19 protein-coding genes and 1 tRNA gene are annotated in these 21,524 nt (G+C 68.1%); 17 read left to right on the forward strand and 3 right to left on the reverse strand.

The annotated features are described in order from the left end of the window. The coding region (locus tag ND748_RS02840) for a hypothetical protein (RefSeq protein ID WP_251743827.1) at nt 1-1,179 on the reverse strand (1,179 nt) is incomplete at its 3' end. A gap of 118 nt (nt 1,180-1,297) precedes the next feature. On the opposite strand from ND748_RS02840, the gene ND748_RS02845 reads away from it, so the two are divergent. From ND748_RS02845 to ND748_RS34905, 12 genes are all read left to right on the forward strand, one after another. Then, on the forward strand, nt 1,298-1,636 hold the full coding sequence (locus ND748_RS02845; protein WP_251743828.1) for a hypothetical protein: 339 nt from the start codon (nt 1,298-1,300) through the stop codon (nt 1,634-1,636). Between the two features lie 2 nt (nt 1,637-1,638). Continuing rightward, the gene (locus ND748_RS02850) at nt 1,639-1,827 is read left to right on the forward strand and encodes a hypothetical protein (RefSeq protein WP_251743829.1); all 189 of its coding nucleotides are present in this window, start codon (nt 1,639-1,641) and stop codon (nt 1,825-1,827) included. Nucleotides 1,828-1,927: 100 nt separating this feature from the next. Further along, a complete protein-coding gene (locus ND748_RS02855; RefSeq protein ID WP_251743830.1) occupies nt 1,928-2,170 on the forward strand; it encodes a hypothetical protein in 243 nt (80 codons plus the stop codon). Between the two features lie 46 nt (nt 2,171-2,216). Further along, a complete protein-coding gene (locus ND748_RS02860; RefSeq protein WP_251743831.1) occupies nt 2,217-2,390 on the forward strand; it encodes a hypothetical protein in 174 nt (57 codons plus the stop codon). 231 nt (nt 2,391-2,621) lie between these two features. Next, nucleotides 2,622-2,783, forward strand: a complete 162-nt coding sequence (locus tag ND748_RS02865; protein WP_251743832.1) for a hypothetical protein — start codon at nt 2,622-2,624, stop codon at nt 2,781-2,783. Between the two features lie 178 nt (nt 2,784-2,961). After that, nucleotides 2,962-3,126, forward strand: a complete 165-nt coding sequence (locus tag ND748_RS02870) for a hypothetical protein (RefSeq protein ID WP_251743833.1) — start codon at nt 2,962-2,964, stop codon at nt 3,124-3,126. After that, nucleotides 3,119-5,401, forward strand: a complete 2,283-nt coding sequence (locus ND748_RS02875) for a type IV secretion system DNA-binding domain-containing protein (RefSeq protein ID WP_251743834.1) — start codon at nt 3,119-3,121, stop codon at nt 5,399-5,401. The genes ND748_RS02870 and ND748_RS02875 overlap by 8 nt, the downstream gene beginning before the upstream one ends. A gap of 121 nt (nt 5,402-5,522) precedes the next feature. Then, nucleotides 5,523-6,305: a replication-relaxation family protein gene (locus ND748_RS02880; protein ID WP_251743835.1), complete on the forward strand. Its 783-nt coding sequence runs from the start codon at nt 5,523-5,525 to the stop codon at nt 6,303-6,305. Continuing rightward, nucleotides 6,302-7,339, forward strand: a complete 1,038-nt coding sequence (locus ND748_RS02885; RefSeq protein ID WP_251743836.1) for a site-specific DNA-methyltransferase — start codon at nt 6,302-6,304, stop codon at nt 7,337-7,339. The genes ND748_RS02880 and ND748_RS02885 overlap by 4 nt, the downstream gene beginning before the upstream one ends. 94 nt (nt 7,340-7,433) lie before the next feature. Further along, nucleotides 7,434-7,760, forward strand: coding sequence for a hypothetical protein (locus ND748_RS02890; protein WP_251743837.1), 327 nt, complete (start codon nt 7,434-7,436; stop codon nt 7,758-7,760). 281 nt (nt 7,761-8,041) lie between these two features. Then, on the forward strand, nt 8,042-8,500 hold the full coding sequence (locus tag ND748_RS02895) for a recombinase family protein (protein ID WP_251743838.1): 459 nt from the start codon (nt 8,042-8,044) through the stop codon (nt 8,498-8,500). Beyond that, nucleotides 8,500-10,176 carry a recombinase family protein gene (locus ND748_RS34905; RefSeq protein ID WP_374215827.1) on the forward strand — a complete coding sequence of 559 codons (1,677 nt, stop codon included), beginning with the start codon at nt 8,500-8,502 and terminating at the stop codon, nt 10,174-10,176. Before ND748_RS02895 ends, ND748_RS34905 begins: the two co-directional genes overlap by 1 nt. Here the strand turns inward: ND748_RS34905 and ND748_RS02910 are convergent. Beyond that, a tRNA-Leu gene (locus tag ND748_RS02910) sits at nt 10,133-10,208 on the reverse strand. The genes ND748_RS34905 and ND748_RS02910 overlap by 44 nt on opposite strands. A gap of 224 nt (nt 10,209-10,432) precedes the next feature. Here ND748_RS02910 and ND748_RS02915 point away from each other — a divergent pair. From ND748_RS02915 to ND748_RS02925, 3 genes are all read left to right on the forward strand, one after another. Beyond that, nucleotides 10,433-11,032, forward strand: a complete 600-nt coding sequence (locus tag ND748_RS02915; RefSeq protein ID WP_011605735.1) for an ANTAR domain-containing response regulator — start codon at nt 10,433-10,435, stop codon at nt 11,030-11,032. Between the two features lie 250 nt (nt 11,033-11,282). Further along, complete coding sequence (locus ND748_RS02920) at nt 11,283-12,959, forward strand: branched-chain amino acid ABC transporter substrate-binding protein (RefSeq protein ID WP_251743845.1); 1,677 nt, start codon at nt 11,283-11,285, stop codon at nt 12,957-12,959. Between the two features lie 260 nt (nt 12,960-13,219). Next, nucleotides 13,220-14,392 carry a branched-chain amino acid ABC transporter substrate-binding protein gene (locus ND748_RS02925; RefSeq protein WP_251743841.1) on the forward strand — a complete coding sequence of 391 codons (1,173 nt, stop codon included), beginning with the start codon at nt 13,220-13,222 and terminating at the stop codon, nt 14,390-14,392. 478 nt (nt 14,393-14,870) lie between these two features. Here ND748_RS02925 and ND748_RS02930 read toward each other — a convergent pair whose 3' ends face one another. Further along, nucleotides 14,871-15,470 (reverse strand): PaaI family thioesterase, encoded by a 600-nt coding sequence (locus ND748_RS02930; protein WP_251743842.1) that lies wholly within the window; start codon nt 15,468-15,470, stop codon nt 14,871-14,873. Between the two features lie 740 nt (nt 15,471-16,210). On the opposite strand from ND748_RS02930, the gene polA reads away from it, so the two are divergent. Together polA and ND748_RS33745 are read left to right on the forward strand one after the other, a co-directional pair. After that, nucleotides 16,211-18,865, forward strand: a complete 2,655-nt coding sequence (polA, locus tag ND748_RS02935) for a DNA polymerase I (RefSeq protein WP_251743846.1) — start codon at nt 16,211-16,213, stop codon at nt 18,863-18,865. Nucleotides 18,866-19,214: 349 nt separating this feature from the next. Further along, nucleotides 19,215-21,332 (forward strand): putative bifunctional diguanylate cyclase/phosphodiesterase, encoded by a 2,118-nt coding sequence (locus tag ND748_RS33745; RefSeq protein ID WP_374215826.1) that lies wholly within the window; start codon nt 19,215-19,217, stop codon nt 21,330-21,332. Nucleotides 21,333-21,524: the final 192 nt, after the last annotated feature.

The raw sequence follows: 21,524 nt of genomic DNA on the forward strand, positions 1-21,524 counted from the left end.
ATTTTCCTTCGCTCGACCACTTTTCAAAATGTCACCAGCGATCCGCTGCGTCTCGCTTATCAAATTCCGCATTATTGCTGCATCGGAACCGTTCATGTCAATATTGCCGCTCTCCAAAATGGCGCGCATGCCCTCGGCCGTGAGCCAGAACATTACAGCGGGACGGCCATGTGACCTAATAGTATGGTAGCCGAAAGCGTTAGCCGGAATAACGACTGCCTCGCCGACATCAAGAAATACACAAAAGACGAATCCCCTGGCGCTAATCCGTACCGACAGCTCGCAGTCAATTGGATCGAAAGGAAAGAAGCCAATGCCGCCACTTTTCTTTGTGCCGGAAGTTCGGAGTAGTTCATAAGAAAGCGTCCGTGACTCACCCACGCCGGTGTTCATAACCGCCAGCAACACGCCGTTGGTGAATTTTATCGGCCGGTAACCGCCATTTACCATGCAGCCGTCCAATGGCCGCAAGACCATTCGAGTGTCGCCCGGAGGCGTGAAGGCAGGCCGAATTTCTTCGAGGTCGGGAACTCTCGATATGATCATCAGTTCAATACTAATCCGCTCGATGTGACCAGTACCGTCGAGATCTAGCCGGGTTTTCCCAAAAGTGATGTCGTACGGTTGCCTCCCTTGCTCAAAACTTATTGTCTTTGGCAGAATCTTCTTGGCAAACATACGAAACAAGATCATTTCATTGTCACACTTGCGCCAGGCTTCCCAGTTGCCTCCGCTAAAACTGAGGCGACTCAACACGCGAGTGCGTCTATCGGCAATACGCTCGCCTGGTAAATAGTAGCGTCCTGGGCGGGGGTTAATTGGATCAATAGTGCTATTATTCCAGGCGCGTTCGGTTCCAAGGAGCTCGCTGATTGCCCAACGTACCAAATCAGGTGGGAGAATGTTCTCTACACCAGCCAGAGATAACTGCTCGTCTATATGGCTAATTCCTTCGCGTAGCCTAGCGAGCATTTTGCGCCCGTCGTTATACCCATCCTCATCTAAGAGGGCCTTTAGTTTCTTCTGACTTGCAAGCGTGGATTTTTTGCGCTTTCCGTCTTTTCCTTCTTGGCTTGCACTACCCAGGGCCTCCAAAGCTTTCGGCTTCGCACCGTATCCGAGCAGACCCCGTAGCGCCCTGGCGATGTCTTCAACGTCTGGATTCCAATCGTCGTCCAACGCTTCCAAACCTCGTCCAGCAGTAGGGCCATCTGGCCGGTTGAGTTTACAGGGGCGGCCACCGCGTCGATGAAGGCGGCCACCGAAACTTGCCGAGTCTGTATGACCAGGAGAGCTGATGTCAGACCTAGAGCCCTACCACCCGTCCGGCCTCGACCGCTTCACCGTCCAAGGCCGCGCTGTCACGCGCCGCCTGCGAGAAGTGGACGGCGAAGCCCTCGTCCGGGCCCGCGCTATCGGGCTGGCGGAAGACCTGGCACTCCGGCGCACGCAGATGCGGGCGGCCGGGAGCGGACAGCTGTACCGGGCCATCGCCCGGGAGATGGTGCAGGCGGACGCCTTCATCTGCGCGGTTTCGGAAGGCAAGCCGGGGGTGGAGCTGGCCTTGCGCAAGGTGGAGGAGATCTACCACCTGGGCCTAACCGACCTTCTCGCCAGCTACATGACGCGGGGCTGAGGGTGGCGACGGATAAAGAGGCCCGGCTCGCGCGGCTGCGGGCGCTGGCGGATGAGATACACGCAGACCGTGAAGAGCTCGCGGAGCGGGTGTGCCGCAATCGGCCGGAGCTGACGGCCATCGTGACGACGTTGGCGGCGGCGGCCAGGGCCGCCTTGGAGGACTTTATTAGCGAGATCGCGGAGCCGTGACCGAGAACATCGCCGAAGTCCTGGCCGTGCTCTACTTCCTCGGTCTGGCGGCCTGGATGGCTCCTCGGGCCTGGCGGGAACTGCGGCGGCGCAGGCCATGATGGATTTCATCACCGGCTCGTGGTGGGCCTTTGGTATTTCGCTGCTTGCCAGCTTTGCGGCCGGTTCGCTCATCGCCGTGGCGCAGTACGCCATCACGGACCGCGTGCCGTTCCTGCGTATCCATCTGCGAGAGGCGGTCTCGTACCGCCTGCATTTGTTGCTCATCGTGGTTCTTTCTCGACTCCTCAGATTGGAGGTAGCCCGTGAAATCCGTAAAGATTCCCGGCGGCGCAGCCGCTAAAGGGGCGGTGGCGGGACTGGCCGCAGGCCTGGCCGGAGCACTGGGCGTGCTTTTGGTCATCAAGCTGGCGTGGTGGGTGCTGGAACCCATGCACTCGCTAGTAGTCGTCTACATCGTGGCGCACGCTGGGGTAAGGCTCTATGCCACCGCGGCGAACGCCCGGGCCAAGGTGCTCTCCAAGCAAGCCGAGGTGTACCGGGGGCGTCGTGGCCGAGGCTGACGAGGTACCCCACCAGCCCCAAGATGAAGATCATCCCGGTGCCGGTGTGAGGGAGGAAGGCCCCGCGACCAGGCGGTTCGTGGGTTCGGCCCTGGCCCACGCCGTGCGGGAGGGTTGGTGCTGCCGCCAGTGCGGGGGCGGCTTTTGCCTGCATGTTTCGCCGTCGCGCTGCCCGTCGTGCGGGGCGGGAGCCAGCCGCCGCCGGAAGCGTCCGACTATGGAGCCCGACGAGTGACCAAAAAGCTCGCCGAAACACTGGCCCTCTTGGTCGCGGTCTGTGTCGGGGTGAAGGTGGCCGCCGGGTTTGTCTCGGCGGCCCTGCCCGCCCTTATCCCGCTGCTGGTTATGGCGCTGGTATCCGTCGTGGTCATGCGCTGGCGGAATCACCTGTGAGTTGTTCCAGGTGTTCGGTATTTATTCGCATGCATTATTAGGAATTTACCTGCGGAACGTAAGCGGTTCGTCAAGCTATAACTAAGCACGTAGCGCAAGGGTTCCCGAATAGCTCCGGGGTTTCTTCAACGCGGCCCGGTGGCGGTCGCGGCTGCTTAACCATGCAAGGAGGGTGTGTATGGCTCGACGAATTCATGTAACCGGGGTGCCCCGGCAAAAACCAGAGATCGGCTTATATGTGCTGGCGCTGATCGCGCTGGCCCGCCAGATGCAGGAGCAGGGACGGAAGCCGGAGCCGCCGACGCCGGGCGCCTCAGCACGGGAGGAGGTAGCCGATGAATAGCAGCCTCATTTTTTGGACGGCCTGGGTGGCGGTGGCCCTGGGCCTGGCGGCCAGTTCCGGTGTCCTGGTCCTGCGAACGCGGGAAGAGGCCCGCTGGCGTGGAGACCTGGTGGTCTATGCCCTGCGCTTCCCCCGAGGGATGGAGCCGCTGGCGGTGGTGGCCATGCTTACCGGCCTGTCGGGACTGGCGGCTCCCTGGTGGCGGCGGGCGTGGGCGGTACGCGGGGTGATGATCGAGACATCGGCGACGGTGGCGGGGATTGCCCATCACCTGCTGATACCCCGCGTGGACAGCGCGGTGGTGCTGGCCGCGATCCGGGCCGCGATGCCGGATGTGGCGGTGACCGAAGACCGCGACTACGAGCCACCGGAGCCGACGCGGGCGGTGGCTCTTGGGCTGTCCAGCCTGCGCCGCCCCCTGGAGACGAGCCGCCCAGAGATGATCTCCACGGCGATCTTGGCTAGCCTGCAACCGCTGGCCACCGGAGAGCGGGTGGTCATGCAATGGGCGGTGATGCCTGCCCGGCCGCCGAGGCCAGTGGTGGAGAGCGGGCCGAGGTCCGCCGGGTTCATCGGGCAAGTAGTAGAGCGGCTGGTGTCCGGTCCGGTGCTCGATGGGGCAGCCGTGAAGGAGCTGCGGGCCAAGCAGGCCGGGGCCATGTTCGTCAGTAGCTGCCGTATTGGGGCAACGGCCCGGACGCAGGGGCGGGCCGGGCAGCTCATCGGGCGGGTGAACGCGGCGACGCACACCGCCCACGCTCCGGGAGTGAGCCTGTACCGCCGCCAGCTCGGGCGGCGGCGGGTGGCCCGGAATATGAGCGCCCACCGTCTGCCGGTGGTGACGTTCCCGCTGGTGCTCAATGCCTCGGAGCTGGCGGCGCTCATCGCCTTCCCCCTGGGAGACGTGATGTTGCCCGGCCTGCGGCTGGGCGGAACCCGCCAGCTGGCTCCGTCGAGCGACATTCCCATGGGACCGCGGATTGTAGCCCGGTCCACCTTCCCGGGCGCGGAGCGGCCCCTTGGCCTATCCGTTACGGACAGTCTTCGCCACCTCCATCTTGTCGGCCCGACGGGTACCGGGAAGTCCACGCTGCTTTTGAACTTGATTACCCAGGATATGAACGCTGGGCGGGGCGTGGTGGTGCTGGACCCCAAAGGTGATCTTATTGCTGACATCCTCGACCGGGTACCAGAAAACCGCCGCGACCAGGTCGTGATCCTAGATCCGGCGGACGAAGAGCGGCCGGTGGGGCTGAATCTGCTATCTGGCAGTCACCGCGCGCCGGAGCTGGCGGCGGATCAGATCGTGGGGATTTTCCACCAACTGTATAAGGCGTTTTGGGGTCCCCGGACCCAAGATATCTTGCACGCCGCCCTGCTCACCTTGGCCGCCGAGCCGGGTATGACGCTCACCGAAGTGCCGCTAATTTTGACCAACGCGAACTTCCGGCGGCGGCTGGTGGCAAAAGTCGATGATCCGGTGGCGTTAGGCCCGTTCTGGGCCAGCTATGAGGCCTGGAGTGACGCCGAACGTGCCCAAGCCATTGGCCCGGTCATGAATAAATTGCGGGCATTCTTGATGAGGAGACGGGTACGCAATGTTTTGGGGCAGGCCTCGCCCCGGCTGGACCTGGGTGAGGCGTTGGCCCACCGGCGGATCGTGCTCGTCCCCCTGACGAAGGGAGTCCTGGGCGAGGAAGCCGCCGCCCTCGTTGGGTCACTTGTAGTAGCGAGAGTGTGGCAAGCCGTACAGGCTCGCAGTACCATTCCCGCCGACCGGCGGCCAACGACCTTCATGTACATCGACGAATTCCAAGATTATTTGAACCTCCCGATGGGCGTGGCCGATGTGTTGGCGCAGGCCCGGGGGCTGGGCATGGGGCTCACCCTGGCCCACCAGCACCTCGGGCAGCTGCCAAATGATCTTCGCGAAGCGATCCTCGCCAACGCCCGCTCGCGGGTGATCTTCCAGGCCGCGTCCGCAGACGCCGGGCGGCTTGCCAAGGAGCTGAGCCCACATCTGGGAGCTTCGGACCTGCAAGGCCTTGGCGCGTATGAGGTGGTGGTGTCGCTCTCTGCTGGGGCGCGAGTGGCCCCACCAGCAACCGGCATGACGATGCCGCCGTCTACCGCCAGCGGCCAGGCCGCAGCGGTGCGGGCGGCTTCGCGGGAGCGGTGGGGCCGGGACCGGGACGAGGTAGAAGCGGCGATCCGGGCACGGCATGAGGGACGGCGGCCTACCGGGCGCGTTGGCCGCCGGGAGGTGACCGAATGAGCGGGCGACTTCCGGCCGCTGTGCCGGTCGCGTTGAGTGGAAGTGCGCGTTTGCCGTGGCCGGGTGCGGTATCCAGCGCGAATGTGCAGACGACTCCCCAGCTCATCCGTGAGGTGCATTCATGAGCCGGGGCTACGTGACCGCACGTCAGGTGGCCGCCCTGGACGCCACCATCACGCCTCGGGAACGGGAGATCGTTGCAACGGTTGCTCGGGTTCGGGTGGCGTCGGGCGCGCAGCTGGTACGGCTGCATCTGACCGGCGTTTCGGCGCGGCAGGCCCGAGGGGTGCTCTCGTCGATGGTGGCCCGGCGGCTGCTGGGACGGCTGCCCCGGCGAGTTGGCGGAGTGCGGGCCGGGTCGGCGGGCTTCGTCTACACGCTGGATGTCGCGGGCCAGCGCCTGATGACGCCAGAGCGGACGCGCTGGCAGCGGCCCTGGCCGGTTGGCTCCTTGTTCCTGGCGCACTCCTTGGCGGTGGCGGAGCTGTACGTCTCCCTGCGGGAAGCCGAAGCCGCCGGGAGGCTGGCAGTAGCGGACTTCCAGGCGGAACCGGCCAGCTGGCGCGGCTTCCCCGGCCCCGGTGGCGGACGGGTGGTGCTGAAGCCCGACGCCCGGGTCACGGTGCGGTTGGGCCGCTGGGAGGACGTCTGGATGGTGGAGGCGGATAGAGCAACCGAATCGCTGCCCACCGTCAAGAAGAAGGCGGAACTGTATGTCCGCTACTGGCAGTCCGGCCGCGAGGGCGAGGTCTTCCCCCGGGTGCTGTGGCTGGTGCCGGATGAGGCTCGCCGGGGGCAGCTTCTGGCCGTACTGGGCCGTCTTCCCGCGGATACCTGGCAGCTGTTCACGGTCGCCACGTTCGACGAGGCCGTGGGCCGGATGATGCAGGGGGCGGACGAATGAGCGGCCTTCCTCGCAACATCATTTTGACGGGCGACGCCGCTACCCGCCTGCGGGAGCTGCCCCCGGAGTCGGTGGACTGCGTGATCACTTCGCCGCCGTACTACGCGCTACGTGACTACGGTCACGATGATCAGATCGGCCTTGAGGCCACGGTGGATGACTGGGTGTCTGGCCTGCTGCCGGTGTTCCGGGAACTGGCGCGGGTGATCAAGCCAACCGGCGGCGTGTGGTTGAATCTTGGGGACAGCTTCTCGCGGCATAAAAAATATGGCGCGCCACCCAAAGGGCTGCTGCTGGCACCGGAGCGGCTGGTTATCGCTTTGGCGGCGGATGGGTGGCTTGTTAGGAACAAGGTTATATGGAATAAGACGAATCCCATGCCCAGCTCTATTACGGATCGGCTGACCCTGACGTATGAGGTCGTCTACTTCCTGACCCGTAGCCCACGGTACTGGTTCGATTTGAACGCCATCCGGGAACCACATCGCTCCGGGGGCGGGAAGGCGGCCGGGAAAGCTGCCCACGGTAAACCAACCTGGGCGGGACCGCTGGCGGCAAATAACGAAGGCCTGCGCCGTGAGCGGCCAGCGGGGCAGCCGGGTCACCCGTTGGGGAAGAATCCTGGGGATGTTTGGCAGGTAGCAACCAGTAGCTACCGGGGTGATCATCCGGCCATGTTTCCGCTGGGACTAGTCCGTCGTCCACTGCTGGCGACCTGCCCGGAAGCAGTTTGTACCGCCTGCGGGCAGGGTTGGAAACGGCGGTACACCGTGCGTCAACGGTGGAGTGCGAAAGATCAGGAAGCCACGATGGTCCGCCAGCCCGGCGACTTCATCCGCTGCGGTTGTGCAGCCCCCACGGTACCGGGTGTGGTGCTTGATCCGTTCGTTGGCACCGGCACCGTGGGCGCGGTGGCCTGCCAGAACAGGCGCGACTATATCGGCATCGAACTGAACCCGGACTATGTACGGCTGGCCGAAAAGCGGATCAGGGAGGCCTGCGGATCGCCTGGGCCGTCCGCCTGCCCGGTGTGACACCAGAAATGCGCGGACCTCGCCGGTGTCGTGCGGCCGAAGTCTCATCTAAAAGGGATGAGCGGCCGCACCCGCACCGAGGAGGCACCCCGCAATGACGGAACCGACGAGTAAGGCCGGGAGTTACAAAACTCTCGCAGTCCGCTTGCCGAATGCGCTGCATTCTCAGCTGGAGCTGATCGTCCGGGTGGACGGCTCCACCATGGGGGCGGCGCTGCTGGCCGCCGCCGAGTTCTACGTCGAGGCCAAGCGCTCCGCGCCCGACTTCGCGGCCAAGGCTCAGGCGATTATTGCCGAAGCTGAGGCCGAAGCCGCGGCGGCCCGCGAGGCGGTAGAGGCACTGCTGCGGCCGGAAGGTACGCCGCTGCCGGGCCTGGAGCCGGACAAGGGGGCGAAGCCCAGCCCTCGGGGCACGAAGTGAGGTAGCCATCTGGCTGCACCACCGGCCGGAAGAGACGCGAATGCCTGCGCCTCTTCCGGCCACCAACCTGCATTTTGTGGCTATGCAAAGCTAAAAAACGGGCATTCATACCGGCGTGAATTCCTGGAAGAATAACGGGGATTTCGGGCAAGAAATGAAATAGGATGGCCCCCGCAACGGGATTTCGGCCAAAACGAGAGCCGATCTGTTTGCTATGTGCTGCCGTCAGGAGGTCCAGTAACCATGACGGCCCAAAAAATAAGAAGGAATGGAGGTGCGCTGTGGCAACAGTAAACAATGAAGGGACGCGACCGTCGCAGAAGAAGGCCGTCATATACCTGCGCTCGGGAAGCGCCCGAGCGGAGGGGTCCGAAGTCGTCGCCCGTCAGCGGGAAGCCTGCGAGCGCAAGGCGCAGGAGTTAGGCGCTGGAGTCGCGCACGTCTATGCCGACCAGGGTGGCTCCGGGAGGTTTCGGGACCGGCCGGGCCTGCGGGCGATGCTTTCTGGCATTGCCGAGAGTGCGGATATCGCATTCGTCATTGTCTCGTCGCTCGACCGGATCGGACGGAATGTCACCGACAACAGGGGTGTGCGTCTGATGTTAGAGCGGTTGGGCGTGCGGCTCGTGAGCGCCGACGATTCCGCCGCTGTGAGCGAGGATGCCGCCGCCCAAGAGCGTTTCGCGGCGCAGGTGCGCACCACGATGGGTGAGCTGTACCGGAACCGGAGGCGGAGATGATGGAGACGGCGCGGAGTAAGCGGGCGGTCATATACCTGCGGGTATCAACGCTCAAGCAGGCAAACCGCGACAGCGACCCAGATGGCTACTCACTCCCGGCCCAACGTGAAGCCTGTATTCGCAAGGCAGAAAGCCTGGGTGCGGAAGTTGCTGAGATTTTTATGGACCGAGGCGAGTCAGCCAAGACTGCCGACCGGCCCGAGTTTCAGAGAATGCTGCGCTTCGTGCGCACAGAGGGCGACATTGATTACGTCATCTTGGACAAGGTGGACCGCTTCGCCCGCAACCGCCGGGATGACGCCAACACCCTTTTTGAACTTCACTCGGCCGGAGCGCAACTGGTATCGGTCAAAGAAAACATCGATGAAACACCAGCCGGGCAACTCCTGCACGCTATTATGGCAGGAATCGCCGAGTTCTATTCCAAGAACCTGGCTACTGAGTCTACGAAAGGCATGACACAAAAAGCCAAGATGGGTGGCACGCCTGGTAAGGCTCCGGTCGGATATCTCAACACTCGCCAGCGCATCGATGGGCGCGAGGTTGCGATAGTAATTCTGGACCCGGACCGCGCGCCGCTTATCCAATGGGCTTTTGAGATGTATGCAACGGGGGAGTGGACGATCCGCAGTCTAACGGACGCGCTGGAGGCGAAAGGCCTGACGGCAGTTCCTCAGAGGAGTAATTTTCCGAAACCTCTTTCACCTTCCATCGTGGCCCGGACGCTAAGCCACCGCTACTATATTGGCAAGGTCATTTTCAAGGGTGAGGAATATGAGGGGCGGCATCAGCCTCTGATCTCAGAGGAGCTGTTTGCCCGCGTCCAAGAAGTGCTGCGGGCGCACGACCAATCGGGCGAAAAGCAGCGGATACACCACCACTACCTCAAAGGGTCGGTGTTTTGTGCGGCTTGCGGCAGCCGGTTGTGCATCACCAACGCCAAAGGAAAATATATGTACTTCTTCTGCCTGGGGCGGCATCAACGCCGGACCAACTGCACTGCTCGGTACCGGCCGGTCGCGGAGGTTGAGGCGGCCGTTGAGCGCTACTACACCACGGTGCGCATCCCGGAGGAAGTTCAAGATCAGATACGGGAAGGTATCCGGCAGGAGCTGGACCGCCAGAGCAGGCGGGCAGCGCCGGAGATCGACAGAGCCAGACGGCGCGTCGCCGAGCTGGCAGAGGAGCGGCGGCGGCTGGCACGGGGCGTGGTGAGTGGCAGCATTCCAGAGGACCTGGCGCGTGAGGAGCAGGAGAGGATCTCCGGCGAGCTGAAGGCGGCCAGGCGAGTCGTTGCTACCGCCGAAACGGTCTACGAGCGGATCGAGGAGACACTCATCCGAAGCTTGGCCCTGGTGGGTCACAGCGCCGAGGTCTACGCCGAGGGCGGCCCGCAGGTCCGGCGCATGAGCAACCAGTTCTTCTTCGAGAAGCTGTTGATAGACGACGAAGATGAGGCCGTGACAGTGACGGGGGCTACGCTCCGCGATCCCTACGCCACGCTCGTGGCTGCCGATTTCCAGCGGCGCATGATCCAAAACGTCGCGAACCCCGGCCATGATCTCCATGGCGGTGGGCCTGGTGGGCCGTCCGTCAGTGTCGATCTTGGTCGGGGTTCGAATATGGACTATCTGGTACCCCGGGTGGGATTCGAACCCACACTGTCGGTGGTTTGAGCACCGTCTCTCTGCCGTTGGAGTACCGGGGCCGGCGGGTGGAGCGTGGTCGAGCGGGCGGGGCCGTTGCGGAGACGACCGGGCGGAGCTGGACGAAGAGATCGTGATCGATCCGGTCCGGAACGTCTCGTCCACGACTCTATCCGGGTAGGGTGCGTTTCGACCTCCCGCCCTCCTCTGCTCGGGCAGGATGTCAATCTGACCTCCCTGCCCTGTCACACTAGGGTCACACCTCCGAGACCAGGAGTACGACTCGATGAGCCAACCCTCCTCGAACCCGCGCCGGGTTCTGATCGCCGAGGACGAAGCGCTGATCCGGCTCGACCTCAGGGAGATGCTGCAAGAGGAGGGCTACGAGGTCGTCGGGGAGGCCGGCGACGGCGAGATGGCCGTCAACCTCGCCGGCAAGCTCCGGCCCGACCTGTGCATCCTCGACGTGAAGATGCCCAGGATGGACGGCATCGAGGCCGGCGCGAAGATCGCCAAGGACCGCATCGCCCCCGTGGTCATCCTCACCGCGTTCAGCCAGCGGGAGCTGGTCGAGCGGGCTCGCGAGGCCGGCGCCATGGCCTACGTCGTCAAGCCGTTCCAGAAGAAGGACCTGCTGCCCACGATCGAGATGGCGATGAGCCGGTTCACGGAGATCGTGAGCCTGGAGGCCGAGGTCGAGGACCTGCAGGGCCGGCTCGAGGCCAGGAAGATCATCGAGCGGGCGAAGGGTGTGCTGCAGACCGAGCACAGCATGACCGAGCCGGACGCCTTCCGCTGGATCCAGCGGACGTCGATGAACCAGCGCCGGACGATGCGGGCCGTCGCCGAGGCCGTGCTGTCGGGCGAGGCGCTGCCAGGCTCGTGACGTCCCCGTTCGTGCCGTCCCCGGCCACCCACCGGCCGGGGACCGGGTGAGCGACGCCTCTGCGCCGGGATCAACGCCGATCCCCGGCCCCGAGGACGCGCCGCAGCCGTCCCCCCAGGCTCCGGAGCCCGCCCCGGCGAGCGCCTGCGCCCCCCTGCCCGTCCCGCCGGGCGGATCTGCCTCCCTGCCCGAGCCGACCGAGGCCGACCGGCGAGCGACGCCGGGGTCTGCGCGGCCGTGGCGGGCCCGGGTGGGCCATGCGCGGGTCGCGTTCCTGGCGGTCGCCGGCCGGATCAGCCGGTGGACCCGGGCGCGGTGGCGCACCGGGCGCGGTCGGGCGATCCTCGCCGTGATCGTCGCCCTGATCCTGGCCGTGCCGTCGGGGCTGGGGCTCGTCCTGGTCACCGTTCTCGGCGGCGACGGCGGCGCCGACGTCCCCGTGACCCGGGTGGCCACCCTCGGCGTCGTGGCGCCGCTGTCGGGTGATCTGTCCGCCGACGGAGCGAGCGTGCGCAACGCTGTCTCGCTCGCCGTCGAGGAGGCCAACGAGTCGGGGGCAATCCCGGGCTGGCGCCTGGAGCTGTCCACCCGCGACGACCTGTCCCGCCCGGACGGGGGAGCCCAGGCCGCCGACGCCTTCACCGCCAACGACCGCCTGATCGGCGTCGTCGGGCCGTTGAGTTCGCTGGTGGCCAAGGTCGCCCTGCCCACGCTGAGCGCCGAGGGCATCCCGGTCGTCTCCCCGTCCAACGCCGACCCCACGCTCACCGGCGCCGGCACCGATCCGCGCAGCCGCCCCTACCCGACCTACTTCCGGCTCGCCGGCACCGACGACCTGCAGGCGCGGGTGGCCGCCGAGTACGCGGTGCGGACGCTCGGCCGCCGACGCATCGCCGTCGTCGACGGGGAACCCCGCTACGGCACGACGCTCGGCGGCCGGTTCGCGGTGCGCGCCGCCGCGTTGGGGGCGACGGTCACCTCGGTCTACCAGGTCCAGGGGGACGACCCCGACGGGTCCGAGCTGGACTCGACCGCGGAGGCGATCGAGCAGGAGGCTCCCGACCTGGTCTACCTCGCCACCGGCGCGGCGTTCGCCGGGAAGCTGCGCACCCGGCTCGCCGAGGCGGGCGCGTCGATCCAGGTCATGGGCTCGGACGCGCTGCTGCAACGCCGCTACACCGACAGCGCGAAGTCGGCCGCGGACGGGGACCTGATCACCAGTTTGCTGGCCCCGCCGACGAGGCTGCCGGCCGCCGGTGCCTTCGTCGCCGACTACTCCGAGCGGTTCGGTGGTCCGGCGGGCGACGACGGCAGCACGACCCCGAGCGGCGCCGAGAGCACCGACGCCTCCGACGCCAGCAAGCGCAACCGCGAGGAAGCGACCCCGACGCCCGGCACCCGCACTCCGCCTGCCACCCGCACTCCGCCTGCCACCCGCACTCCGCCCGACACCCGTATGCCGCCTGCCACCCGTACTGCGCCCGACACCCGCACTCACGAAGCGGTCGCGGTCGGGGGGAAGGGCGGCCAGCCGACGCCGCCGCATGAGGGGGGTCGACCGGCCGCGCGGGACCCGGCCGGGAGCGGCGCCGACGGTGGCGACACGGCCGCAGCGCAGCGCCGGCAGGCGGCCCATGACGCCGCCGTCGAGCTCGCTCAGCGTCGCGCCGAGGCCATTCCCGCGGTGGCCGCCTACGCCTACGACGCGGCCCGGACGATCATTCGGGCGGCGGCGACGGTGCTGCCCGGCCGTCCGGCCGTCGATGCGGCTGCCCGGCACGACATCGTGGCGGCGATCGCCCGCGGCTCGTTCGCCGGCGTCACCGGCTCCGTCGGCTTCGATCGCTGGGGGGACACGCGCACGCCGAGCGTCGTCCTCTACACCGTGCTCGGGGGCCGGTTCGTCGCCCTGACGACCTGGACCTGACCCGGCCGGTCGGTCCCGTCGGCGCTGCCGGTCGTGCTGGGCTGCAGGGTGTGGCCCGCGGCCCTGCGTCCGCATCCGCGCCGGGAAGTTACTCAAGGATACGACACGCTCACTAAGGGCTTTCCTTGGTCGGTATCGCAGGCTAGGTTTCGTCACGACAAGTCGTCGATCAGTTACTTGATTGCCTCGACGACATTTCTGGCGGACTCCGGCGCCCGGGGTGCCGACACCAGCAGCGAGGCGCTGCGGAAGGACGTGTCATGAGCGGTCCTGGACGGCGATGGGCAGTGCTCGGGGCCGCGGGGGTGCTGGCGGCCGTGGCCGCGCTCGGCGGGTGCGGCGGCTCCACCGCCGAGGTCGCGAAGAAGGAGTTCGTCATCGGCTTCCAGGGGCCGTTGTCCGGTGACAACCAGCAGCTTGGCATCAACGCCTACGACGGCGTGCTGACCGCCGTCGACCTGGCCAATCGACGCGAGGATCTGCCGTTCCGGCTGCGGTTGGTCGCCTCGGACGACCAGGGCAACCCCGACCAGGGCCCGACCGCCGCGCAGAAGCTCCTCGACAATCCGGGCGTTGTCGCCGTCGTCGGTCCGGTCTTCTCCGGGGCGACGAAGTCGAGCGAGCCGCTCTACTCCCAGGCAGGGCTGCTGTCGGTGAGCCCGTCGGCGACGAACCCGGCGCTCACCGACCTCGGCTTCCTCACCTTCTACCGGGTGATCGCCCCGGATACGGTCCAGGGTGCGGCCGCGGCCGAGTATCTGACCAAGGTGCTGAAGGCGACGAAGGTGTACTCGCTCGACGACCGCAGCGAGTACGGCACCGGCCTGTCCGGGGCACTCGAGCAGGCGCTGACCGCCCACGACGTCACGGTCGTCCACGACGGCATCAACCCGACGAAGGACTACACCTCCCAGGCCACGAAGATCATCGATGCGCAGCCGGACGCGCTCTACTACTCCGGCTACTACTCGGAGCTTGCCCTGCTGACCAAGGCGCTGCGCAGCAAGGGCTTCACCGGGAAGATCGTCAGCGGGGACGGGGCCAACGACGACCAGCTCATCCGAGAGGCCGGCGTCGGCAACGCCGAAGGCACGCTGCTCACCTGCGCCTGCGGGGATTCGAACAGCGATCCCGCCGCGGCCGGATTCGTCGCCGAATACCGGACGGTCAACAGCGGGATCCGGCCGGGCACGTATTCCGGTGAGGCGTACGACGCCACCAACGCGATCATCGAGGTGCTGCGCAAGATCGGCGCCGGGGCCACCCGGGAGTCGGTCGCGGGAGCGTTCGGCTCCGTGAACGTTCCCGGTGTCACCAAGCAGATCCGGTTCCGCAAGAACGGCGAGGTGGAGGGCTCGACGGTCTACCTGTACGAGGTCCGCGGCGGTAAGCGGACCGTGCTCGGCCCGGTCGATTCACTCGTCAAACCCTGACCCACGCGGCGGGGTTCCGGTTCAGCTCGGCCTGCGCCGGGTCCGTCCGCGTCACGCGGCGGACCCGGCCGCGGTGCTGTTCGGGCCGCGGTGCTGTTCGGGCGATGGTGCCGTCCTACTCGTGGGCCGTGACCGGAGGATCCGTCAGCCAAGGGAAACGGCTGGGCCGCGGCCGGGGAACCAGGGTAGATCGGCCCGGTCGGGGACTCGCGCGACCGGGATTTCGAGGTTGCGGCACCCGGGATCGACTTTGGTGCCGTCCGGACCTTCCCCGCGTCCGGGCGTTGTCTACTCGCCCGTCCCGGGTGCCACCGGCGATGAGATTAGGCCGGTCCATGCATCTGGTCAATGCATCGGAGTGGTCCGGTGTGTCCGTTCGGGCATCCTCTTCGGCGGCAGGAGAACCGGGAGATACTGGGCTCAGGGCGATTCGCGTCCGTCCTCGTGTCCCGGTCAGTCGGTGGCGGGCCGATCCCGATCAGGCCGGGCCGGATTCGGTTGCGCCGGCCGGCAGGCCGCCGCGGATCATGCAGGTGAGGCGGCAGGTGCAGGTCACGCGGCCGGCGTCGTCGGTGATCCGGATGTCGTAGGTGACGAGGGTGCGCCCGCCACGGATGCGGGTGGCGACGGCGGTGACGACGCCTGAGGTGGCCGACCGGTGGTGCGAGGCGCTGATCTCGATACCGACAGCCATCGAGCCGGGGGGCGCGTCCAGGTTCGCCCCGACGGAGCCCAGCGTCTCGGCGAGCACCACGGAGGCGCCGCCATGCAGGAGACCGTAGGGCTGCCGATTGCCCTCGACGGGCATCGTGGCGACCAGCCGCTCGGGGCTCGCCTCGGTGAGCAGGATGCCCATCCGCCGCTCGATCTCTCCGCGCGCGGCGTTGATCTGCACGGCGAGCCGCGCGGCGTCGGCTGCCACGACGCTGGCCCCCGCGAGGCCAGCCCCTGGGACGTCAGCCGTTGTGCCGGTGGCTTCGGTGTGCCGGTGCGTGCCGCCCTCCGTTCCGGCGCCTCCACGACTGCCCTCGATCGCGGCGATGTCGTCGGCCGCGGGCGCGGCATCGGCAGCGGTCATGACCGCCAGCCTAGACGACCAGATCGCGTCGGCCGGCGGGCCGACCAGATGTGGCCGAACCCCCGGCGCCGGGCCTCACCCCCCGACGAGGGCAGGCCCCCGGAGACCGCCACGCACGCCACTCCCGTCATCTGAGCCATGGTGCGGTCACGCGAGTTGCTGGCGGCTGATGACGGTTCCCGGCGATGAGACGGCCATCAGTCTCATGCAGTTCGCGGCGCGACCGAGGGCGGACGGGCCCCGGCGGCTGAGGACGGACGTCAGGATGGACGGACGTCAGGATGGACGGACGTCAGGATGGACGGCAGAACGGCCGGCGGCCGGCGGCGTGGTCCGGGCGCGCAGTGGCCCCCTGCCGCGGCGGACCGCCCACAGGCGACGAAACTGTCGGACGCACGGCCTAAACTCGCCGCGTGTCCGTCACCACGTCGAACTCGCCCGCCGACCAGCCGGCTCCGTCCGCCGCCGAGCCAGGATCCGCCGTCCAAGCAAGATCCGTCGCTGAGGCAGCGTCCACCGAGGCGGGGTCTACCGAGGCGGGGTTCCCGACTGGCGTGGCCCTCGCTGCCGGAGCCGGTGATGCCGCCGAGACGAGCGCTCCCGCGGAGCCCGCCGTGGAGGCTCAGACGGAGCCGGTTGGGGCGGAGCCGGTCGTGACGGCCAAGGCGGCCAAGGCGGCCAAGGCGGCCAAGGCAGCCACGGCGAAGAAGGCGGCGCCCGCGACCGCGGTCCCGCGGCTGCTGCTGCTGGACGGGCACTCGCTGGCCTACCGCGCTTTCTACGCGTTGCCGGTGGAGAACTTCTCCACCACCACCGGCCAGCCGACCAACGCGGTGTACGGATTCACCTCGATGCTCATCAACGTCCTGCGCGACGAGAAGCCGACCCACGTGGCCGTCGCCTGGGACCTGCCGACGCCGACCTTCCGCCACACCCAGTACGCCGAATACAAGGCGGGCCGCTCGGAGACCCCGGCCGACTTCGTCGGGCAGGTCAGCCTCATCCACCAGGTGTGCGATGCGCTCGCGGTGCCGGGGGTCAGCGCCGCCGGCTACGAGGCCGACGACGTGATTGCCACTCTCGCGACCGCGGGCGACGCGGTGGGGATGGACGTGCTGGTTGTCACCGGCGACCGGGACGCCCTGCAGCTCGTCAATGAGCGGGTCACGGTCCTGATGACCCGTAAGGGCATCTCCGACATGACCCGGTTCACCCCGGACGAGGTGCAGGCGAAGTACGGCCTGTCGCCGGTGCAGTACCCGGATTTTGCGGCGCTGCGCGGCGACCCGTCCGACAATCTGCCCTCCGTGCCGGGAGTGGGGGAGAAGACCGCCACCAAGTGGATCCAGCAGTTCGGGTCCCTCGCCGAGCTGGTGGACCGGGCCGACGAGATCGGCGGAAAGACGGGGGCGTCGCTGCGCACCCATCTGGCGTCGGTCATCCGTAACCGCTCGCTGACCGAGCTGTCCCGCGATGTCCCGCTTCCCGTCGGCCCGGACGAGCTGCGCCTGCGCCCCTGGGATCGCGAGGCCGTCCACCAGTTGTTCGACACGCTGCAGTTCCGCGTCCTGCGTGAGCGCCTCTACGCGGCCCTGGCCACCGCCCCGCCGCCGGTCGAGGAGGGTTTCGACGTCGAGCTGACCACCCTCGGTCCCGACGAGGTGACCCGGTGGCTCGACGAGCATGCCCGCGGGGTCGGCCGCACCGGCCTGCACGCCCGCGGAACCTGGGGACGGGGCACGGGCGTGCTGACCGGGCTCGCGCTGGCCTCGGCCGACGGCGCCGGGGCCTGGCTCGACCCGACCCAGCTCACCCCGGCGGACCTGGCGGCCCTCGGTGGCTGGCTCGCCGATGCGCACCAGCCGAAGGCGGCGCACGACATCAAGGGCCCGATGCTGGCTCTCGCGGAGCTGGGCCTGACGCTGGCCGGCGTCACCAGTGACACCGCGCTGGCCGCCTACCTGGCCCTGCCCGGCCAGCGCTCGTTCGACCTGGCCGACCTGGTCGCCCGTTACCTGCATCGGGACCTGGCCGTCGAGCCGACCGGCAACGGCCAGCTCACCCTCGACGGTTCCGGGGAGGCGGAGGAGTCCCACGCGGACGCGGTGCGGGCCCGCGCCTGCCTGGAGCTCGCCGACGAGCTTGACGGCGACCTGGACCGCCGCTCCGCCGCGGTCCTGCTGCGGGACATGGAACTTCCGCTGCTCACGGTTCTCGCCGGGATGGAACGGGCCGGCATCGCCGCCGACGAGGATCATCTGACCGAGCTGCAGAAGCACTACGGCGGCGAGGTCACGGCCGTCGCCGCACAGGCCCACGAGATCGTCGGCCGGACCTTCAACCTCGGTTCCCCCAAGCAGCTCCAGCAGATCCTGTTCGACGAGCTCGGCCTGCCCAAGACCAAGAAGATCAAGACTGGCTACACCACCGACGCCGACGCCCTGGCCTGGCTCGCGGTCCAGTCCGACCACCCGCTGCTGCCGGTGCTGCTGCGCCACCGGGACGTGGCCCGGCTCAAGACCGTCGTCGACTCGCTGCTGCCCATGATCGACGATGCCGGCCGCATCCACACCACGTTCAACCAGATGATCGCCGCCACCGGCCGGCTGTCGTCCACCGATCCGAACCTGCAGAACATCCCGATCCGTACCGCCGAGGGGCGCCAGATCAGGCGCGCCTTCGTCGTCGGCCCCGGTTACGACACCCTGCTCACCGCCGACTACTCGCAGATCGAGATGCGGATCATGGCGCACCTGTCCGGCGACGAGGGCCTCATCGAGGCGTTCGGATCGGGCGAGGACCTGCACACCTTCGTCGCCGCGGAGGCGTTCGGCCTACCCGTGAGCGAGGTCGACCCCGAGCTGCGGCGGCGCATCAAGGCGATGTCCTACGGCCTGGCGTACGGGCTGTCGGCGTTCGGCCTCGCCAGCCAGCTCGGGATCGCCCCCGACGAGGCGCGCGAGCACATGGACGCCTACTTCGGCCGGTTCGGCGGGGTGCGCGACTTCCTGCGCGGCGTGGTCGAGCGGGCCCGCCGGGACGGCTACACCGAGACGATGCTCGGCCGGCGGCGCTACCTGCCCGACCTGACCAGCGACAACGCCCAGCGCCGGCAGATGGCCGAACGGATGGCCCTCAACGCCCCGATTCAGGGCTCGGCCGCCGACATCATCAAGATCGCCATGCTCGGTGTCGACCGGGCGCTGCGGGCCGGCGGGCACGCCTCTCGGCTGCTGCTCCAGGTCCACGACGAACTCGTGCTGGAGATCGCTCCCGGCGAGTACGACGCGGTCGAGGCGCTGGTCCGCGCCGAGATGACGTCGGCTTACACCATGTCGGTGCCCCTCGACGTCAGTGTCGGAACCGGCCGGACCTGGGACGACGCCGCCCACTGAGTGCCGGAAACGCCCGCTCTCGGGTGCCGCTGCGGCGATGGTCTGTATACGTTCCGGCCGGGATTTCCGCGGGCATGCGGCAGATTATGTCCGGACATAGTCGCGTGGCCGCGGTGAAGGTATCGGATGCGGATGTTAGCCACTGGGCCGCACCGGCTATGTTGAAGAAAGCCTGACCTGGAACTCGTCAGCGTCGCGGGTGGTGACCTCGGCACCAGGCCACCGCGGTCAGCAATTCTCCGTCGGATATGTCGACCCAGCCGAATAGCCCGCCGGGGGACCGTGGCGGAAACGGCGGTCCGGGCCACGTGCTGCGGGCCGGCCGTAACGGCGGGGAGGGATGCGGTTCGTGCACAGCGGTCGTACGTTCGCCGACCGTCGGCGGTTCCTCGTCGCCGCGCCGACGGGCGCCGCCACGCTGTTCCTGCTCGCCGCCGTCCTGCCCGGCTCGCCGGGCCAACTGCGGTGGGAGAGCTGGACCGGCCTGCTGGTCGCGGCGGGCAACGTCGTGCTGGGGCTGGTGGCGAGGCCACGCTGGAGCTGGGTTCCACCGTTCGCCGCCGCCACGATGGCGGCAGCCCTCGCCCTCGCGCTCGCCGGGGCGCCCTCCGGCAGCGACGCCGACATGTATCTGGTCTGGTTCCCTCCGCTATGTGCGTATGTAGCCCTCGTGGCGACTCCCGCGGCGATCCTGATGATCGTCATGATCGCCGGCGCGCTCGTGGCGGGCGTGGCGGCCGGCGGCGACCTGGGCCAGAGCGCGGGTCCCGTGTCGGCGGTGCTCAGCACGGTCGTGGCCGGAGCGGTGGTGAAGGGCCTGTTCCGGGCGGGCCTGCTGCAAAGCCACGCCGACCCCCTCACCAACCTGGCCAACCGGGCGGGCACCCTCGAACGCGGCCAGAGCGCCGTGGCGGAGATCCAGGCGGAGGGTCGGGAGGCGATCCTGGTCCTCGTCGACATCAACCGGTTCCACGAGATCAACGATGCGCTCGGGCATGTCGGCGGGGATCGGCTGCTGCAGATCATCGCGCGGACGCTGTCCGGGCTGAGACCGATCCCGGCCTTCGTCGGCCGGGCCGGGGGGGACGAGTTCGCCCTCGTCTTCCGGGGAATGCCGGTCCCACCCACCGTCGCGGCGGCGGCCAGCCGCCCGGGAGCACCTCTGCCGGTGCCCACCGCGGCGGAGACGAAGCGGCGCCGGGTGCTCGGACGCCGCGTTCTGCGCCAGATCCAGGGACCCTTCCAGGTCTGTGGTGTCGACGTCGAGGTGGACGCCTCCGTCGGGATCGCCGTGACCCCTCGTGACAGCACCACCATGAGCGGGCTGCTGACCTGCGCCGACTCGGCGCTGCTGCGGGCCAAGCGAGTGGGAGAGAGCGTCGGGCTGTGGGATCCCGGCATCACCGGCGTGCGACCCGAGGAGATCGCGCTGTACGCGCAGTTGCGCACCGCGATCACCCGCGGCGAGCTGCTGCTGTTCTACCAGCCGCTGCAGTCGGCACGCTCGGGTGGGATCGTCGGCGCGGAGGCGCTGCTGCGCTGGCACCACCCCACCAGGGGGCTGCTTGCGCCCGGCGTGTTCCTGCCCGTCGCCGAACGCTCGCCGCTGATCGCCGATCTGACCCGCTGGGTTCTCGACGAAGCGTTGCGCCAGTGCGCCGCCTGGGCTGACGAGGGTCTGCACCTGCCCGTGTCGGTGAACCTCTCCGCCCGGATGCTGGTGCTCGACGACCTGCCCCAGGTCGTTGCCGGTTCGCTGGCGGCCCACGGCCTGGCCAGCGACGTTCTCACCCTGGAGATCACCGAGAGTGCGCTGGTCACCCAGCCGACCCGGGCGGCGACGATGCTCAGTGAGCTGCGTACGCAGGGCGTGGCGCTGTCCCTGGACGACTTCGGCACCGGCTACAGCTCGATGGAGATTCTCAAAGCGCTCCCCTTCGACGAGGTCAAGATCGACAGGGGTTTCGTCACGGATGCCCGCGGCAGCCTGCCCGACGCCGCGATCGTGCGCTCGGTGCTCGACCTGGGCCACCGGCTCGGACTACGGGTGGTCGGCGAGGGAATCGAGGACGATCGCACGCTTGCGATGATGATCGATCTTGGCTGCGACCTGCTTCAGGGCGAGGCGATCTCGGTGCCGCTGCCGGCGGCGAAGATGTCCGAGCTGCTCCGTTCCCGGGCCGCCGCGGGGCCGGCAGCCGGAGCGGGTGGCGGCCGAACGGGCGGCGGCCGAGCTGCTGCGGGCGGAGCTGCTGGAAGTGGAGCTGCTGGGGGTGTGGTCGCTGGGGGTGGGGTGGCGGTCGGGGGTGAGGCGGGCGGCGGTGCGGGGCAGGCCGGGGCCGGGCGGTCGGGGTCGTTGCCGACCAGGGACGAGTCGGGGACCGCACCGGGAGGATGCGGACAGGAACACGGGGTGCCCGCACGGTCGGGCCGGCGCATCGGGGGTCGACCGACGTCGAGCGGCTGACCGCGTGGACCACCACTTGGCGTGGACTTCCATCTGGCGTGGGTCAGCTCGCGGCCGCTGTCCCCTGGGCCGCCGCTGGGGCGGTGGGCGCCAGCGATGAGCAGGCCGCCTGCGCGGTACGCCAGGTGTCGGCATCCACGCCGGGCGGTGCCGCGGTCGAGCCCAGGCCCGCACCCCCGCCGGGTCCGCTAC

Source organism: Frankia sp. AiPs1, assembly GCF_023716945.1.
Lineage (GTDB): Bacteria > Actinomycetota > Actinomycetes > Frankiales > Frankiaceae > Frankia.

Excerpts from the sequence above, each read along its gene's own strand:
- ND748_RS02845 (WP_251743828.1), top strand. The coding sequence starts at position 1,298 with ATGTCAGACCTAGAGCCCTACCACCCGTCCGGCCTCGACCGCTTCACC.
- ND748_RS02855 (WP_251743830.1), top strand. The coding sequence starts at position 1,928 with ATGGATTTCATCACCGGCTCGTGGTGGGCCTTTGGTATTTCGCTGCTT.
- ND748_RS02870 (WP_251743833.1), top strand. The coding sequence starts at position 2,962 with ATGGCTCGACGAATTCATGTAACCGGGGTGCCCCGGCAAAAACCAGAG.
- ND748_RS02875 (WP_251743834.1), top strand. The coding sequence starts at position 3,119 with ATGAATAGCAGCCTCATTTTTTGGACGGCCTGGGTGGCGGTGGCCCTG.
- ND748_RS02880 (WP_251743835.1), top strand. The coding sequence starts at position 5,523 with ATGAGCCGGGGCTACGTGACCGCACGTCAGGTGGCCGCCCTGGACGCC.
- ND748_RS02885 (WP_251743836.1), top strand. The coding sequence starts at position 6,302 with ATGAGCGGCCTTCCTCGCAACATCATTTTGACGGGCGACGCCGCTACC.
- ND748_RS02890 (WP_251743837.1), top strand. The coding sequence starts at position 7,434 with ATGACGGAACCGACGAGTAAGGCCGGGAGTTACAAAACTCTCGCAGTC.
- ND748_RS34905 (WP_374215827.1), top strand. The coding sequence starts at position 8,500 with ATGGAGACGGCGCGGAGTAAGCGGGCGGTCATATACCTGCGGGTATCA.
- ND748_RS02915 (WP_011605735.1), top strand. The coding sequence starts at position 10,433 with ATGAGCCAACCCTCCTCGAACCCGCGCCGGGTTCTGATCGCCGAGGAC.
- ND748_RS02925 (WP_251743841.1), top strand. The coding sequence starts at position 13,220 with ATGAGCGGTCCTGGACGGCGATGGGCAGTGCTCGGGGCCGCGGGGGTG.
- ND748_RS02930 (WP_251743842.1), bottom strand. The coding sequence starts at position 15,470 with ATGACCGCTGCCGATGCCGCGCCCGCGGCCGACGACATCGCCGCGATC.